Raw genomic sequence first — 14,153 nt, forward strand, 5'->3', positions numbered from 1 at the left:
CTCGCGGTTCACCGCCGCAGCGGCGTTGCGTCGTTCAGCGCGTTGCGGATCGTCGTCGCCGCGACGCCCGCCTGGCCCATCGCGTTGGAAACCTGGTCGAGGCCGAGCACCACGTCGCCCGCCGCGAACAGGCCAGGGACGGTGGTGCGCATATGATCGTCGACGGTCAGGCAGCCTTCGCCGGTCGCCGCCGCCCCCGCCGCGACGGCGAGGTCCGAGCGGATCGTCGAACCTAGCGCGGGATAGACGCTGTCGAACGCCACCCGTCCCTCGGCGGTGTCGAGCACCAGCCGGTTGCCGTCGATCGTGTAGTCGCCGCAAGGCCCCTCGACGAGCACGACGCCAGCATCGTCCAGTGCCGCGCGGCAGGCGTCGTCGAGATCGTGAACCCCCGGCGCGATCAGCGTCACGTCGCGCGTATAGCCGCGCAGGAACAGCGCCTCGCGCATCCCGTGGTCCCCGGTACCGATCACGCCGACGCGCTTGTCCGTCACTTCATACCCGTCGCAGATCGGGCAATAGCGAAGCTGCCCGCCCGCCAGCGCCGCGTCGTGGAGCGCGTGGTCCATCCCCTCCGGCCGGTGATTGATGACGCCTGTCGCGAGCAGGACGGTTCGCGCCTCCCAATTGCGGTCACCACAGGATATGCGAAAACAGCCGTCCAGCGGCTCGATCTCGGTCACGCGGCATTCCTCGCGCGTCACGCCGAACTCGGCCGCCTGGTCGCGCATCCGGCGGAGCAGTTCGGGGCCGGGAATGCCGCCGGGATAGCCCGCATGGTTGTGCGTCCGCGGGATCATCGCGGCGCGGCTCGACCCGCAATCGAACATGCGGACCTTGAGGTGGAAGCGCGCGAGATAGATCGCGGCGGTCAGGCCGGCGGGGCCGGCGCCGACGATGATGCAATCTTCGATCACTTGCCTTTCCTCCCGCGTGCAGGCCAAGGAGCCCCCATGGTCTTCGCCGCCACTGCCTTAACGCTTTACCCCGAGATGTTTCCCGGCCCGCTCGGCCTTTCGCTGGCGGGCAGGGGCCTGCGCGAGGGGCGGTGGCGCCTCGAGACCGTGCAGATTCGCGACTTCGCGACCGACAAGCATCGCAGCGTGGACGACACGCCCGCGGGCGGCGGCGCGGGGATGGTACTGCGCGCCGACGTACTGGCGGCGGCCTGCGACAGCGTCGGCTATGACCGGCCGATGCTGGCGATGAGCCCGCGGGGCAAGCCGTTGACGCAGGCGCGGGTGCGCGAGCTTGCCGCGGGGCCGGGCGTTTCGATCCTGTGCGGCCGGTTCGAGGGGTTCGACGAGCGCCTGTTCGAGGGGCGCCCGATCGAGCCGGTGTCGATCGGCGACTATGTCCTGTCCGGCGGCGAGATGGCGGCGCTCACCGTGCTCGACGCTTGCGTTCGGCTGCTTCCCGGCGTAATGGGCGCCGCTTCGAGCGGAGACGAGGAAAGCTTCGAAAGCGGCCTCCTCGAATACCCTCAATTCACCCGACCCGTCGAATGGGAAGGGCGCACGATCCCCGAAGTGCTGCGATCGGGGGATCATGCGCGGATCGCGGCCTGGCGACGTCAGATGGCCGAGACCGATACACGGCTAAGGAGGCCCGACCTTTGGGAGCGCCACACCGGCGTTCGGGTCAGCCTCCCTCTGGCGCGCAGCGATGAAGATTGGGACGACAAGAAATGAACCTGATCCAGCAGATCGAAGCTGAACAGATCGCCAAGTTCCTGGCCGACAAGAAGATCCCCGAGTTCCGTCCGGGCGATACGCTGAAGGTCGGCGTGAAGGTGATCGAGGGCGAGCGTCGCCGTGTCCAGAACTACGAGGGCGTGTGCATCGCGCGCTCGAACAAGGGCATGGGCAGCAACTTCACCGTCCGCAAGATTTCGTTCGGCGAGGGCGTCGAGCGCGTCTTCCCGCTCTATTCGCCGACGATCGATTCGATCGAGGTCGTTCGCCGCGGCGTCGTGCGTCGTGCGAAGCTCTATTATCTGCGTGGCCGCACCGGCAAGTCGGCGCGTATCGCCGAGCGCCGCGACCCGCGCCCGAGCGAGGTTGCCGCCAAGTAAGGCATTGCGGTATCGCACGATTTCGGGGCGCGGCGGGGACACCTGCCGCGCCCCTTTTCGTGTCGGGCAGGGTCGATCGTACGGAAGCGAGCATTTATTTCGCCCGCGCGCGTCCGGCGTGCATCCGCACGCGGGGGCTGTTGCGAAACTTACATGCGTTAGTTTAGCGATTGTGAGTAGATGTACCGCAGCACCGACCGTACCGATCGCAGCGACACCGCTGCCCATGCCAATCTTTTCCTGGCCGCGCTGCCGCGGGACGATGCGAGGGCAGTCGCGGCGGTGGCGATCCGCGTCACCTTCGCCAACGCCGAGCCGGTGGTGCCGGAGGCGCATGGCCCCTCACTCTGGCTGCCCGAGACGGCGGTGCTTTCCTTCGGCGAGCGGATCGGCGCCGAACTGGTCGAATGCGGGATGGTCGGGCGCGAGGGCGTGCTCGGCTGGGAGCCTGCGACCGGCGTCGCGCCGTCGAGCGCGATCGGCGTCCTGATCCGCGGCACCGCGCTGTCGATCCCTGGCGAGCGCGTCCAGGCGCTGTGTGCCGAGCGCCCGGCGCTCGCCGCCGCGCTGCTGCGCTATCGCGAGACGGTGATCGCCCAGATGCGCTCGACCATCGCCGGGCGCCTGCATTGCCGGCCGGAGGCGCGGCTGGCGCGGTGGCTATGCATGCTGCACGACCGGGTGGAGGGCGACACGCTCGATATCACCCATCTGCGCCTGGCCGAGTTCCTTGCCTCGCGCCGGGCGGGCGTGACCGACAGCCTTCATCTGCTGGAGGGCGAGCGCGTCGTACGTTGCACCCGCGGCAAGATCGTGGTGCGCGATCGCGCCGCGCTGCAAGGAGTGGCGGGCGAATGCTATGGCGCGGCGGAGACCGTGCATCGCGCGCTGCTCGGCCCGTTCGGCAAGGTCGGTATCGCGGCCTAGGGTCAGTCGGCGTCGAGGCAGACCCGAAGCCGTTCGAGCCCGCGCCGCACCCAGCTCTTCATCGTGCCGAGCGGTACCGATGCGTGGGTCGCCATCTCCGCATAGCTGTAGCCGTCGAAGAAGGCCGAGCGGATGAACTGGCGCTGATGGTCCTCGAGCAGCGTCATGCAGCGGGCGAGACCGATGCGCAGGTCGGGGTCGCCAGAGACACTCGCATCCGCCGAGTCAGCGGGTTCGCCGTCTTCGCGCCGGCGATCGCGGCGGCGCTGACTGTCGATCGCGCTGTTGCGGGCGATCGTCGCCATCCAGGTGATCGGGCTGGCGCGCGCCGGATCGAAGCTGCCCGCCCGGTCCCAGATTTTCAGATAGACTTCCTGAAGAACATCCTCCGCCGTTTCCTTGTCGTGGACGAGGCGCAGGACGATCCCGAACAACTTGTGCGACGTATCGGCATAGATCCGCGCAAAGGCCACGCGATCTCCGGCAGCGGCGAGGGCAAGGTCGTCATTCAGGCGCATTCGCGCCCCGTCCGCCTTTTGCATAGCCTCTCCCGTACCGTTTCGTACATTTAGCCGGGGCGCGATACCGCCGAAAAGAGGTAGTTTTGAACCATCGAACTACTACGGATGCCCGCCCGCCATTGGCGGGTGGCAGGCCGCCGGTGGCTGCGCTACGCTGACCCTATGGCGCAGCAGCGTTCGATCCTGATCGTCGGCGGCGGCACGGCCGGATGGCTAACCGCGGCCTATCTGGCGCGGGCGCTCGGCCAGCGTGCCGCGATCACCGTCCTCGAGTCGCCGGGCATCGGCATCATCGGGGTGGGTGAGGGCGCGTTCCCGACGATCCGCACGACGCTGCGCCACATCGGCATCGACGAGGCGCGCTTCGTGCGAGAGGCGGGCGCGACGTTCAAGCAGGGCGTGCGGTTCGACGACTGGCTGCATTCGCCCACCCCGGCGGGACGGCATCGTTATCTCCACCCCTTCGACGCGCCCTATCAGGCGGAGGGCACCGATCTGGTCGCGCACTGGCTGCTCAAGCCGGCATCCGCGCGCGAGCCTTTCGCCGAGGCGATGACGATCCAGAACCGCGTCGCCGATGCGGTCCGCGCGCCCAAGCATTCGGGCGAGGGCGATTATGACGGGCCGCTGGCCTATGCCTATCATTTCGACGCGCATCGGCTGGCCGCGTTGCTGCGGGCGCGGGCGGTCGAACTGGGCGTCAGGCACCTCGAGGGGGAACTTCGCGGGGTCGAGACGGGCGAGGCTGGGATCGGGCGCGTCCATACCGACGCGCACGGAGCGCTGACCGCCGACCTCTATGTCGACTGTTCGGGCTTTCGCGCCGAGTTGCTCGGCCGGGCGCTAGGCGGGCCGTTCAGGTCGGCTAAGGCGCACCTGTTCACCGACCGGGCGCTCGCCTGCAAGATCGCCTATGACCGGCCCGACACGCCGATCGAGAGCGTGACGACCGCGACCGCCCACGAGGCCGGCTGGATCTGGGACATCGGTCTTCAGCATGCACGGGGCCTTGGCTGCGTCTATTCGAGCGCACACCTGTCCGATGCGCGTGCGGCGGAAATCCTGCGCGCCTATGTCGGCCACGACCGCTTCGATGCGCGGATCATCCCGTTCGAGCCCGGCTGGCGCGAGACGCAGTGGGTGGGCAATTGCGTCGCGGTGGGGCTGGCCGGCGGGTTCCTCGAGCCGCTCGAATCGACGGGCATCGTGCTGATCGAGGCGGCAGCGGCGATGATCGCGGAGTTCCTGCCCTTCGGCGGGGCGGTGTCGGCGTCGGCGTCGCGCTTCAACGCGCTGATGGGTGCGCGTTATGGAGCGATCACCAATTTCCTGAAGCTGCATTACTGCCTGTCGCGCCGGCCCGAACCGTTCTGGCGTGACAATGCCGACCCGGCCTCGATCCCCGACACGCTGGGCGCGATGCTGGCCGAGTGGCGGCATCGGCCGCCCAGCCGGTTCGACTTCCTTGTGGGGACGGAGAGCTTCGCGCCGTTCAACTATCAATATGTACTGTACGGGATGGGGTTCGAAACCGATCTCGGCCAGGACGCGGGCGGCGGTGCGGACGCCGCCCATGCCGAGCGCCTGTTCGAGCGCATCCGCAGCTTCGGCCGGCAGGCGGTGGCCGAACTGCCCGAGCACCGCGCCCTCATCCGCCAGATCGGCGAGGGCGTCGCGGCTTAACGCAGCCAGTCGATCTCCAGCCAGAACTTGTCGGTGTCGGCGGCAAAGCCGTCGGCCAGATAATGCGCCCATCGTGCGGAGAACTGGAACGGCCCCCGCTTCGCCAGAACAAGCAGGTCCAGTTCGTCGCCATAGGGGTGCACCAGCCGGTCGCTGGTGAAATGATGACCCGCCGCGGTCAGTGCGATGCTGCCGAACGCGCCCACCTGCTTCCAGCTATGGCCGAGCGTCGCATAATAGTCGCGCACGCCGTCGGGCGGGGTGGTCGCGAACTTGCCGGCCCAGCCGTTGAACTTGAACGCGGCGCCGAGCGGGGCCTGCACGCTCGTCAGTGCGATCCCGCGGTCGGCCCCCAGAAGCTCGCCGCCCAGCCCCGCGGTCCAGCCGCCGCGCCCCAGCACCGCCTCCGCCAGCGCATAGGTCGCGGCATAGTCGTTGGGATTGCGATGCCAGTCGCTCTGCCGCGCGGCCGTGGCGGTGTAGGTGAGGGAAAGGTCGCGGGCGAGCGGCAGCTTGCCGTTGGCGCGCAGCCCCCAGGTCTGGCTCGACAACGCGAAGTTCTGCACCGCCGCCGCATCCTGATCGACCAGATAGGCGAAGGCCGAGAGCGTCGCGCGTGGGCCGCCGATGCTGGCGAGCGCGAAGAGATTGTCGCCGCCGATGCTGGTCGGGCGCGCGCCATAGCCGTCGCGGCCATAGACCGTCCGCACCGACCAGGCATAGCTGAGGTCGAGGCGCGGCGCCGCGCCCTTGCCAAGCTGGACGCGCGCGGCGTCGAAGGTCTGCTCGCTCTGCCGCCAGGGGGCCGCGGCGACGAAGCGGTCGTCGGCGAGCGTGATCCGCTGGCGGCCCGCGGTCGCGGTTACGTTCGGCCCGGCATAGCGAAGCTGAAGGCGGTTGAGCTCGATATTCTCGGGGTCGGGTACGGTCGGATAGCCCGGCCGCATATTCAGCCCGTCATTGTAGCGATCGACCAGCGCGGCGACGGCCTCGCCCTCGACCAGCGCCGACCATGGCCCGTGCTCGGCGATGATGCCGGGGCGCAGGCGCAGCGTCAGTGCGTCGGCGCTGCGCGGCAGATCGGCCTGATCGACATGCTCGTAGCGCAGCCGCGCATCGATGCTCGGCTTGATCGCGATCTCCTGCGCCGACGCCGGCGTGCCGACGAGCACCGCAAGGACCGCCAGTGCCCTCAGCATCAGGCCGCGGTCGCCAGCTCGCGCTCGTCGACGGGCGCCAGCTCGCCGCTGGCACGCGCGCGCCGGCCATAGACCGCCTCGAACAGCGGGGTCGCCATCACCGTCGTCACGATCGCCATCAGGACCAGCATTGAGAAAAGCGTCGGGCCGATGATCCCCTTTTGCAGGCCGATGTTGATGATGATGAGCTCCATCAGCCCGCGCGAATTCATCAGCGCGCCGATGCCGAGCGCGGTGCGGTTGTCCTCCCCCGCCAGCCGCGCGGCGGCGTAGCAGGCACCGAACTTGGCGAGAATCGAGACCGCGAGGATACCGAGCGCAACGAGCAGCAGCGGCAGCGAGTTCACCATGTCCATCCGCGTGTTCAGCCCCGAATAGGTGAAGAACATCGGCAGCAGGAGGACGACCGCCAGCGGCTCCACCTTGCGCTTCATCTCGGTCACGAACAGCCCGCGAGGCATGCACGCGCCGAGCAGGAAACCGCCGAAGATCGCGTGGATGCCGATCGCGTCCATCAGGAACGCCGACAGGCAGAAGAGCGCCAGCGTGATCGCCAGCACCTGCATCGACATCTCGCCGCGCGCCTCGACCGCACGGCCGAGGGGGGCGAGCAGGCGATGGCCGACCGTGACCATGAACAGGACGTAGAGAAGCGCCCCGCCGATCGCGATCACCGCAACGCCCGGTCCGGCACCGAACGTCGCCAATACCACCGCAAGCACGCACCATGATGCCGCATCGTCGAAGGCCCCCGCGGTCAACGACAGAGTGCCAAGCGAGGAATTGGCGAGCCCGCGCTCGTTGATGATGCGCGCCAGCATCGGGAAGGCGGTGAGGGCGATACACGCACCCATGAACAGCGTCGCGTTGCTGGTGCTGATCCCCGGCGTGAACAGACCCGGCACCTGGAGGAGCCAGGGCGTGATGAGCGCCGCGAGCGCAAACGGCGCGGCGATGCCGGCGGCCGAGACGCCCGCGGCGCTCTTCGCCTTGGTGCGGAAATGGTCGAGCCGCAGCGTCAGGCCGACGAGGAACATGTAGAGCCCGACACCGAGCTGCGCGCCCGTGTAAAGGACGTTGCGCGTTTCCTTGGGAAAGATAGCTGCCTGGAGGTCCGGGGTGAGGAGGCCGAACAGCGACGGGCCGAGCAACACGCCGGCAATCATCTCGCCCACCACCTGCGGCTGGCCGAGAAAGCGCTGGCCGATCCAGCCGACGACGCGGCAGGCGGCGATGATGATCGCGAGCTGGAGGAAGAAATGGATGCTGAAATCGCCGGGCGCATAGCTTTTGGCGGCGTTCACCGCAGGGCCGTGCGGCGACAGCACGTCGCCTAGCGCGGTCCAACCTTGAGCCAATAGTTCGAGCATCGTTCCTCCCCCGAGGGTGCGGGCGCTTCGCCGCCTTATGTCACCCGCGTTGAAACCGCGATCCGCGGATGCCCGCAAGCGGCCTTTGGGGCGCGCCGGACGATTTCCCGCCCGGGTCGCCGATCTGTTGCAGCGGCTCCACAACGTAGGTACGTACCTACATCTTAAAGCACTTAGGGCCGGGTTATGAAGGTCGTCAGCGCACGCGAATTCAATCAGGACGTGAGCGCCGCCAAGCGGATCGCGCGCGAGGAGCCGCTGTTCGTGACCGATCGCGGCCGGCCGACTCACGTGCTGATGAGTATCGAGGCGTATCGCGGGCTGAAGGGACGCCGCGAATCGATCGTCGATCTGCTGGCGGTCACCACGCCTGCGCCGCCGGTCGCCACGCGCGACGACTGGCGGGGCTGAGGGGCCGGTGTACCTGCTCGACACGCCGATCCTGATCGAATTGCGGGGCGCGCGGGCGCCCGATGCCGATCCGCGGCTGGTCGCCTGGGCCGCGGCGACGCCGCGCGAACGGTTGTTCGTCTCGGCCGTGAGCCTGGTAGAGGTGGAAGGCGCGGCGGCGCGTGCCGGGCGCGACGACAAGGCGGCCGGCGCGGCCTGGCGCGAATGGATCGAGGCGCGGCTGCTGCCGGCATTCGAGGGACACGTCTTGCCAGTCGATGCGGCGGTGGCGCGTCGGCGGGGGACGCTTGCGCTGGCCGATACGCGCGATGCGCTGATCGCCGCGACCGCGATCGAGCATGGCCTCACGATCGTCACGCGCGATCGCCCCGCCTATCGCGGCACGCGCGCGCGGCTGCTTGATCCGTCCGCGCAGGCGGCAGCGGCGCCGCCGGCCGAGGAGGCGGAGGATTGGCGTACTGCCGGGCGGGGCGGTCCGGCATGGTTGCGCAATCTGTTCATTCGTGGCTGAATCGTCTCGTCCGGGACGGCGGACGCTGGAGTCGCGCCGTTAACCATGAATCGACAGATACTTAGCGTAGTTTAGGGGCGTTATTCCGCAGCCGTTCCATTATAGCGCCAGAATGGCCGCCGAGCGCGGCGCTTGAAACTCGCTTCGAAGGAAGCATCAATGCCCTATCCGTCGAACCACTCCGCCATGGCGCTGTTCGTCCAGCGCCTCGCATCGCACACGCCGCTCGACGCCGATGCGCGAGAGGCGCTGTTGTCGCTGCCCGTCCAGCGGCACGACGTGCGCGCGCATGCCGATTTCGTCGAGGTCGGCTCGTCGAGCGACCATGCCAGCCTGGTGGCGGAGGGGCTGGTGGGGCGCTTCGGCCAGACCGGCGACGGGCGACGCCAGATTGTGTCGCTGCACCTGCCGGGCGAGATCGCCGACCTGCAATCGGTGATCGTGCCTCAGGCGACGACTGCGCTCACCGCGTTGACCGGATCGACGCTGCTGCGCGTCGCGCACGACGACCTGCGGCGCGTCGGCCTTCGGCATCCGGGCATCGCCACCGCCTTCTGGCGCGCCTGCGTGGTGGAGGCGGCAATCGTCGCGCAATGGCTCATCAACATCGGCCAGCGCCCGGCACGGTCGCGGATGGCGCATCTCTTTTGCGAAATGGCGACGCGCTATGCGCAGCTCGATCAGTCCGACGGCCGCCGCTATCGCCTGCCGATGACGCAGGAGCAACTCGGCGACGCGCTCGGCCTCACCTCGGTCCATGTCAACCGCACGCTCCAGGGCCTGCGCGAGGAGCGGCTGGTGTCGGTATCGCGCGACAGCGTCGAAATCCTCGACTGGGACGGGCTGGTCGCCGCGGGCGAGTTCGACCGTGCCTATCTTGCCGCGGCCTGACCCTCACCCGGGCCGACGAGAACGCGCAGCTTGCGCATGACGGCGCAGGGATCGGCGGGCTTCTCGATCCGTTCGACCCCGCCGAACCGATCGGGCAGAGCGGCGGCGTCGTAGCCAGTCAGGAGCAGGAACGGTACCGCACGCTCGATGAGCGCGTCGGCCACGAGCGTCGAGATCCCGCTGCCCAGATTGACGTCGACGACCGCGCCGTCGATCCGCGCTTCGACCAGATGCGCGATCGCCGACGCCGCATCGGCGAACGGCCCGGCGACGATGCCACCCGCGCGCTCGACCGCCGCCTTGAGCTCGAACGCCAGGTAGAATTCGTCCTCGACCACCAGGATCGCCGCCCCGGCGAGGATCGGTCGAGCGGGTTCGCGCAGGCGAGTTTTGGCGGTCACTTCCGGTTCTCTACGCGGGCGGGGTCGCCGCCGCTCAGGATGCTCGCCTTGGCCGAGAGCGGGATGTCGAGCGTGCAGCGGATACCATCGGGGAGCAGATCGATCCGCCCCTCGCCCCGCAGTTCGTAGGGAACGCGCCGGGTGATGAGCTCCGACCCGAACCCTCCGCGCCCGGGGGCGGGCCGGGGCATGTCGACGCCACGCTCTTGCCATTCGAGGTGCAGCCACCGGCAGTCGCTCACGACCCGCTCGTCCCACTCGATCGCCAGTCGGCCGCGATCGCTCGAGAAGACCCCGTATTTGAGGGCGTTCGTCGAAAGCTCGTGCACGGCAAGCGTCAGCACCTCGGCCACCTTTGCCGGAAGGCGGACGCCCGGCCCGGACAGCTCCACACGGTCGAAATCGGCAGCCTGTGCGTCGAGTTCGTCGCGGATGACCAGTTCGAGGTCTGCGCCCGCATCGACCGCCCGCGTCAGGAGGACCTGGGTCCGCGCGAGCGCGCCGAGCCGCCCCTCAAGATGCTGGACGAACTCCTCCGCGCTTTGATCGGCGTCGTGGGTGCGCCGGATGATCGAGCGGACGACCGCGAGGATGTTGCGCACTCGATGCTGTAGCTCGCCGAGCAGCAGCCGCTGGCGCTCCTCGGCCTCGCGCCGCTCGGTCAGGTCGATCGCGGCGCCGACCATGCGCTGGGGACGGCCTTCGCTGTCGTAGGTGAAGCGGCCGCGCGCCGCGATCCAGCGAACGGTGCCGTTCTGGTGGACCGCGCGAAACTCATGGTCATATTCGCCGTGATCGGCGGTCGCCCTCGCCAGCGCAGCCTCTGTCGCCGCGCGATCGTCGGGGTGGACGGAGGCGAGCCACGTCTCGAAAGCCGGCACGATCTCGCCCACCGCATAGCCGTACATGCGGTAATGTTCGTCGGACCAGGCGATGTGCCCCGTCCGTACGTTCCAGTCCCACAGGCCGAGGCGTCCGACCTCGGTCGCGCTGCGCAGCCGCTCCTCGCTTTCCGCAAGCGCGTGCTGCGCGCGCTGGATGCGGGTGATGTTCTGATCGATGCCGCCGATCCGTTCGATCGCGCCATCGGTACCGCGGATCGGGAAGGCGGTGGTGCGCACCCATCGGTCCTCCCCGTCCGGATGGTGGATGCGATAGTCGAAGGTGGTTGATTCCCCCGCCTGCGCACGGGCGATCTGCGCCTTTGCCGCCGTTCGGTCGCCCGGCACGATCCGGTCGAGCCAGCGGTCGAGGCCGGGGGTGACGATCGCCAGCGTGACGGGGATGCCGTACAGCGCCTGGAACGCCGGGGTCAGATATTCCCAGTGCAGCGTCGCGGCATCGCGGATCCACAGCACGTCCTGCGAGGCTTCGCCGAACCGGCGGAAGCGTTCCTCGCTGCGGCGCAGGCGGTCGCTGGCCGCCTCGTCGCGCAGGCGCAGCAGCTCGGTCTGCGCGGCCTTCCACTCGGTGATGTCCTTGGTCGTGGTGACGACGCCGTCGCCAAGCCGCGTGACGCTCTGCAGGAACCAGCCGTCGAACTGCTCGTGCACATAGTGGTGCTCGCGCAGGCTTGGCTCGCCCGTTTCGGTGACCTGGCGAAAGACGTCGAAGATCCCCTCGGCCACGACGCCGGGATTGCGTTCGAGCAGGCTCTCGCCCTCGACCTTGCCGAACCGCGATTCGGACATGTGGTTGTTGAGCAGCCAGTTGAAGTCGGTGATCGCGCCCCGGGCGTCGCGGACCGCCTCGAATACCTGGATCATGTCGATCGAGGCATTCATCGTGCCCTGAAGCAGGTCGCGGCTGCGCGCCAGTTCGCGGCTGCGCTCGCGCACGCGCTGGGCGCTGGCGGCGAAGCGGGCGAGGCTCTGGAGCAGGCGCAGGTCCTCGCCGTCGAAACGGTGGCCGGGATCGTGTGCGGCAATCCAAAGCGTCCCCGCCGGCACACAATCGAGATGAAACGGTACGATCAGCAATTCGGCAGCGGCCGGATCGGTCGGCGCGCCCGCGAACCGGTCGGCGGGCCGGATCATCAGGAGCGGCGCGTCGCGATCGACGACGATGCCGCACGGGCTCCCCTCCAGCGGGATCGAGGTGCCGCCGAGCGATGCCCAGGCCCCCGACACCGCCTCCCACACGCCGCACGCGCCCTCGCAGATGGTCGTTCCCGCCGACCCCGCGATCCCGGCTTCGACGAGGAGATCGGCCAGCCGCGCGAGCACGCCCTCCGGCCGTTCGGCAAGTTCGGTGGCGAGGCGGGAGAGCATCTGCGCCTCGAGCGCATGGTCGGGCGCACGCGTCGGCCGCCGGTCGAGCAACCGGACCGCGTCGGCCGCTGCAAAATCGCGTGGCTTCATCGCTGGCGTCCCGCCCCATTGCGCATCTCGCGCCATCCTAGCGCGATCGGGCGGGCGCGTCGCTGATCCAGGCGAGGCACAGCGACGGTTTCGATCAGCTACCCTTGCGGCCGATCTTCGCGACCCGGCCCGCCACGTCGGCGGCGACGCCGGGCGTCACGAACCGGCCGATATCGCCGCCATAGAGCGCGATTTCCTTGACCAGCCGGCTGGCGATCGGCTGGAGCGACACGTCGGCCATCAGGAAGACCGTCTCGATCCGGTCGTTAAGCTGCTGGTTCATCCCGGCCATCTGATATTCGTATTCGAAGTCGGCGACCGCGCGCAGGCCGCGGACGATCATGTCCGCCCCCTCGCGCTCGGCAAAGTCCATCAGGAGGGAATCGAACGCGACGACGTGGACGTCGCCCTCGATCGCGGCGACCTCTCGCCGGACCATCGCCATCCGCTCGTCGAGGGTGAACATCGGCGACTTGGACGGGTTGGTGGTGACGCCGATCACCAGCCGGTCGACGATCCGCGCCGCCCGCCCGATGATGTCCATGTGTCCCAGCGTGACGGGATCGAAGGTGCCGGGATAGACGGCGGTACGCGCGCTCAACGATCGCGCTCCAGCGTGTAGCGGGCGAGGTCGCGGAGCAGGTCGGCCTCGGGGCCGTATGCGTGAAGATGCGCGACCGCCTGATCCACGAGCATCCGCGCCTGTTCGCGCGCGCGCTCGGCGCCGAGGAGCGAGACGAAGGTTTCCTTGCCCGCGTCGCCGTCCTTGCGCAGCGCCTTGCCCACTTTGTCCTCGTCCCCCTCGATATCGAGCAGGTCGTCGGCGATCTGGAAGGCGAGGCCGATGTCGCGGGCATAGCCTTTCAGCCCCGTCCGCCCCTCATGCGCCACGCGGCCGAGGATCGCGCCCGCTTCGACTGAACAGGCGATCAGCGCGCCGGTCTTCATCGCCTGAAGCCGCGTCACGGTGGCGAGGTCGAAGCTCGACCGCTCGGCCTCGAGGTCCATCGCCTGACCGCCGGCCATGCCCGACGGGCCAGAGGCGAGGGCGAGGCACTGGATGAGTTCGACGCGGACGAAGGGGTCGGGGTGCGTCGCCTCATCCGCGAGGATCTCGAAAGCCAACGCGTGGAGGCAGTCGCCCGCGAGGATCGCGGTCGCCTCGTCATACGCCTTGTGCACCGTGGGCTTGCCGCGGCGCATGTCGTCGTCGTCCATCGCGGGCAGATCGTCGTGGACAAGGCTGTAGACGTGGATGCACTCGATCGCGGTCGCCACGCGCGCGGCGCACTGGCGATCGACGCCGAACAGCCGCGCGGTCGCGAAGACGAGGAGCGGGCGCAGCCGCTTGCCCCCGCCGATCGCCGCATGGCGCATCGCGTTGTAAAGGTTGGCGCGCGCATCCGTGGGCACGGGGAGCAGCGCGTCGAACTGGCGGTCGATCTCGACCGCGACGTCGCGCATCGCGTTCTTGAGCGCGAGGCTGGGCGCGGCGAGCGTCATGCCCATCAGGCGCCGAACGGGGTGGTGCCGGCGGCGCGGCCATCGGCGTCGGTGCGGATCGCCTCGATCCGGGCCTGTGCCGCGTCGAGCCGGGCGGCGCACTGGCGCTTCAGCCGGTCACCGCGCTCGTAGAGCTCGATCGCTTCCTGAAGCGTCGCGTCGCCACTTTCGAGGCGGGCGACGATGCGCTCGAGTTCCTTGAGCGCGTCCTCGAACGATAGCTCGGCGATGCCGGTTTCCTCTGCCATGCGCCAGCCTATGCGACAGGGAAGGGGCGCGGCGCAATGGGGAGCCAAGCGTCG

16 protein-coding genes are annotated in these 14,153 nt (G+C 69.0%); 7 read left to right on the forward strand and 9 right to left on the reverse strand.

Annotated elements, in window-relative coordinates; translation table 11 throughout:
* Positions 1–8 precede the first annotated feature (8 nt).
* Positions 9–914, reverse strand: coding sequence for an FAD-dependent oxidoreductase (locus FHR19_RS05920; RefSeq protein WP_184025968.1), 906 nt, complete (start codon positions 912–914; stop codon positions 9–11).
* A gap of 39 nt (positions 915–953) precedes the next feature.
* Here FHR19_RS05920 and trmD point away from each other — a divergent pair, with 39 nt between their 5' ends.
* The 3 genes from trmD (at position 954) to FHR19_RS05935 (ending at position 3,001) form a co-directional block, all read left to right on the forward strand.
* Positions 954–1,691, forward strand: a complete 738-nt coding sequence (gene trmD, locus FHR19_RS05925) for a tRNA (guanosine(37)-N1)-methyltransferase TrmD (RefSeq protein WP_184025517.1) — start codon at positions 954–956, stop codon at positions 1,689–1,691.
* Positions 1,688–2,074 (forward strand): 50S ribosomal protein L19, encoded by a 387-nt coding sequence (rplS, locus tag FHR19_RS05930; protein ID WP_184025520.1) that lies wholly within the window; start codon positions 1,688–1,690, stop codon positions 2,072–2,074. The genes trmD and rplS overlap by 4 nt, the downstream gene beginning before the upstream one ends.
* A 180-nt stretch (positions 2,075–2,254) precedes the next feature.
* Positions 2,255–3,001, forward strand: a complete 747-nt coding sequence (locus FHR19_RS05935; RefSeq protein WP_184025523.1) for a Crp/Fnr family transcriptional regulator — start codon at positions 2,255–2,257, stop codon at positions 2,999–3,001.
* A gap of 2 nt (positions 3,002–3,003) precedes the next feature.
* On the opposite strand, the gene FHR19_RS05940 is transcribed toward FHR19_RS05935, so the two are convergent.
* On the reverse strand, positions 3,004–3,519 hold the full coding sequence (locus FHR19_RS05940; RefSeq protein ID WP_246359294.1) for a sigma-70 family RNA polymerase sigma factor: 516 nt from the start codon (positions 3,517–3,519) through the stop codon (positions 3,004–3,006).
* Positions 3,520–3,684: 165 nt separating this feature from the next.
* Between FHR19_RS05940 and FHR19_RS05945 the strand changes: the two genes are divergently transcribed.
* On the forward strand, positions 3,685–5,205 hold the full coding sequence (locus FHR19_RS05945) for a tryptophan halogenase family protein (protein WP_184025529.1): 1,521 nt from the start codon (positions 3,685–3,687) through the stop codon (positions 5,203–5,205).
* Here FHR19_RS05945 and FHR19_RS05950 read toward each other — a convergent pair.
* Both FHR19_RS05950 and FHR19_RS05955 read right to left on the reverse strand, forming a co-directional pair.
* Entirely contained in the window at positions 5,202–6,404 is a 1,203-nt protein-coding gene (locus FHR19_RS05950) for an alginate export family protein (RefSeq protein WP_184025532.1), read from the reverse strand. The genes FHR19_RS05945 and FHR19_RS05950 overlap by 4 nt on opposite strands.
* Complete coding sequence (locus tag FHR19_RS05955; protein ID WP_184025535.1) at positions 6,404–7,774, reverse strand: cation:proton antiporter; 1,371 nt, start codon at positions 7,772–7,774, stop codon at positions 6,404–6,406. Before FHR19_RS05955 ends, FHR19_RS05950 begins: the two co-directional genes overlap by 1 nt.
* 186 nt (positions 7,775–7,960) lie before the next feature.
* Here FHR19_RS05955 and FHR19_RS05960 point away from each other — a divergent pair, with 186 nt between their 5' ends.
* The 3 genes from FHR19_RS05960 (at position 7,961) to FHR19_RS05970 (ending at position 9,587) form a co-directional block, all read left to right on the forward strand.
* Entirely contained in the window at positions 7,961–8,185 is a 225-nt protein-coding gene (locus tag FHR19_RS05960) for a type II toxin-antitoxin system Phd/YefM family antitoxin (protein ID WP_184025538.1), read from the forward strand.
* 7 nt (positions 8,186–8,192) lie between these two features.
* Positions 8,193–8,696 (forward strand): PIN domain-containing protein, encoded by a 504-nt coding sequence (locus tag FHR19_RS05965; protein ID WP_184025541.1) that lies wholly within the window; start codon positions 8,193–8,195, stop codon positions 8,694–8,696.
* Between the two features lie 159 nt (positions 8,697–8,855).
* Positions 8,856–9,587 carry a Crp/Fnr family transcriptional regulator gene (locus tag FHR19_RS05970; protein WP_184025544.1) on the forward strand — a complete coding sequence of 244 codons (732 nt, stop codon included), beginning with the start codon at positions 8,856–8,858 and terminating at the stop codon, positions 9,585–9,587.
* On the opposite strand, the gene FHR19_RS05975 is transcribed toward FHR19_RS05970, so the two are convergent.
* From FHR19_RS05975 to FHR19_RS05995, 5 genes are all read right to left on the reverse strand, one after another.
* Positions 9,569–9,988: a response regulator gene (locus FHR19_RS05975; protein ID WP_184025547.1), complete on the reverse strand. Its 420-nt coding sequence runs from the start codon at positions 9,986–9,988 to the stop codon at positions 9,569–9,571. The genes FHR19_RS05970 and FHR19_RS05975 overlap by 19 nt on opposite strands.
* Positions 9,985–12,348: a PAS domain-containing protein gene (locus FHR19_RS05980; RefSeq protein ID WP_184025550.1), complete on the reverse strand. Its 2,364-nt coding sequence runs from the start codon at positions 12,346–12,348 to the stop codon at positions 9,985–9,987. Before FHR19_RS05980 ends, FHR19_RS05975 begins: the two co-directional genes overlap by 4 nt.
* Before the next feature lie 94 nt (positions 12,349–12,442).
* Entirely contained in the window at positions 12,443–12,949 is a 507-nt protein-coding gene (coaD, locus tag FHR19_RS05985; RefSeq protein WP_184025553.1) for a pantetheine-phosphate adenylyltransferase, read from the reverse strand.
* Positions 12,946–13,857, reverse strand: coding sequence for a polyprenyl synthetase family protein (locus FHR19_RS05990; RefSeq protein ID WP_425505945.1), 912 nt, complete (start codon positions 13,855–13,857; stop codon positions 12,946–12,948). The genes coaD and FHR19_RS05990 overlap by 4 nt, the downstream gene beginning before the upstream one ends.
* On the reverse strand, positions 13,857–14,099 hold the full coding sequence (locus FHR19_RS05995; RefSeq protein WP_184025557.1) for an exodeoxyribonuclease VII small subunit: 243 nt from the start codon (positions 14,097–14,099) through the stop codon (positions 13,857–13,859). The genes FHR19_RS05990 and FHR19_RS05995 overlap by 1 nt, the downstream gene beginning before the upstream one ends.
* Positions 14,100–14,153: the final 54 nt, after the last annotated feature.

The sequence above is a fragment of the Sphingomonas yantingensis genome (genome assembly GCF_014199325.1).
In the GTDB taxonomy this organism is placed as follows: Bacteria; Pseudomonadota; Alphaproteobacteria; order Sphingomonadales; family Sphingomonadaceae; genus Sphingomonas; species Sphingomonas yantingensis.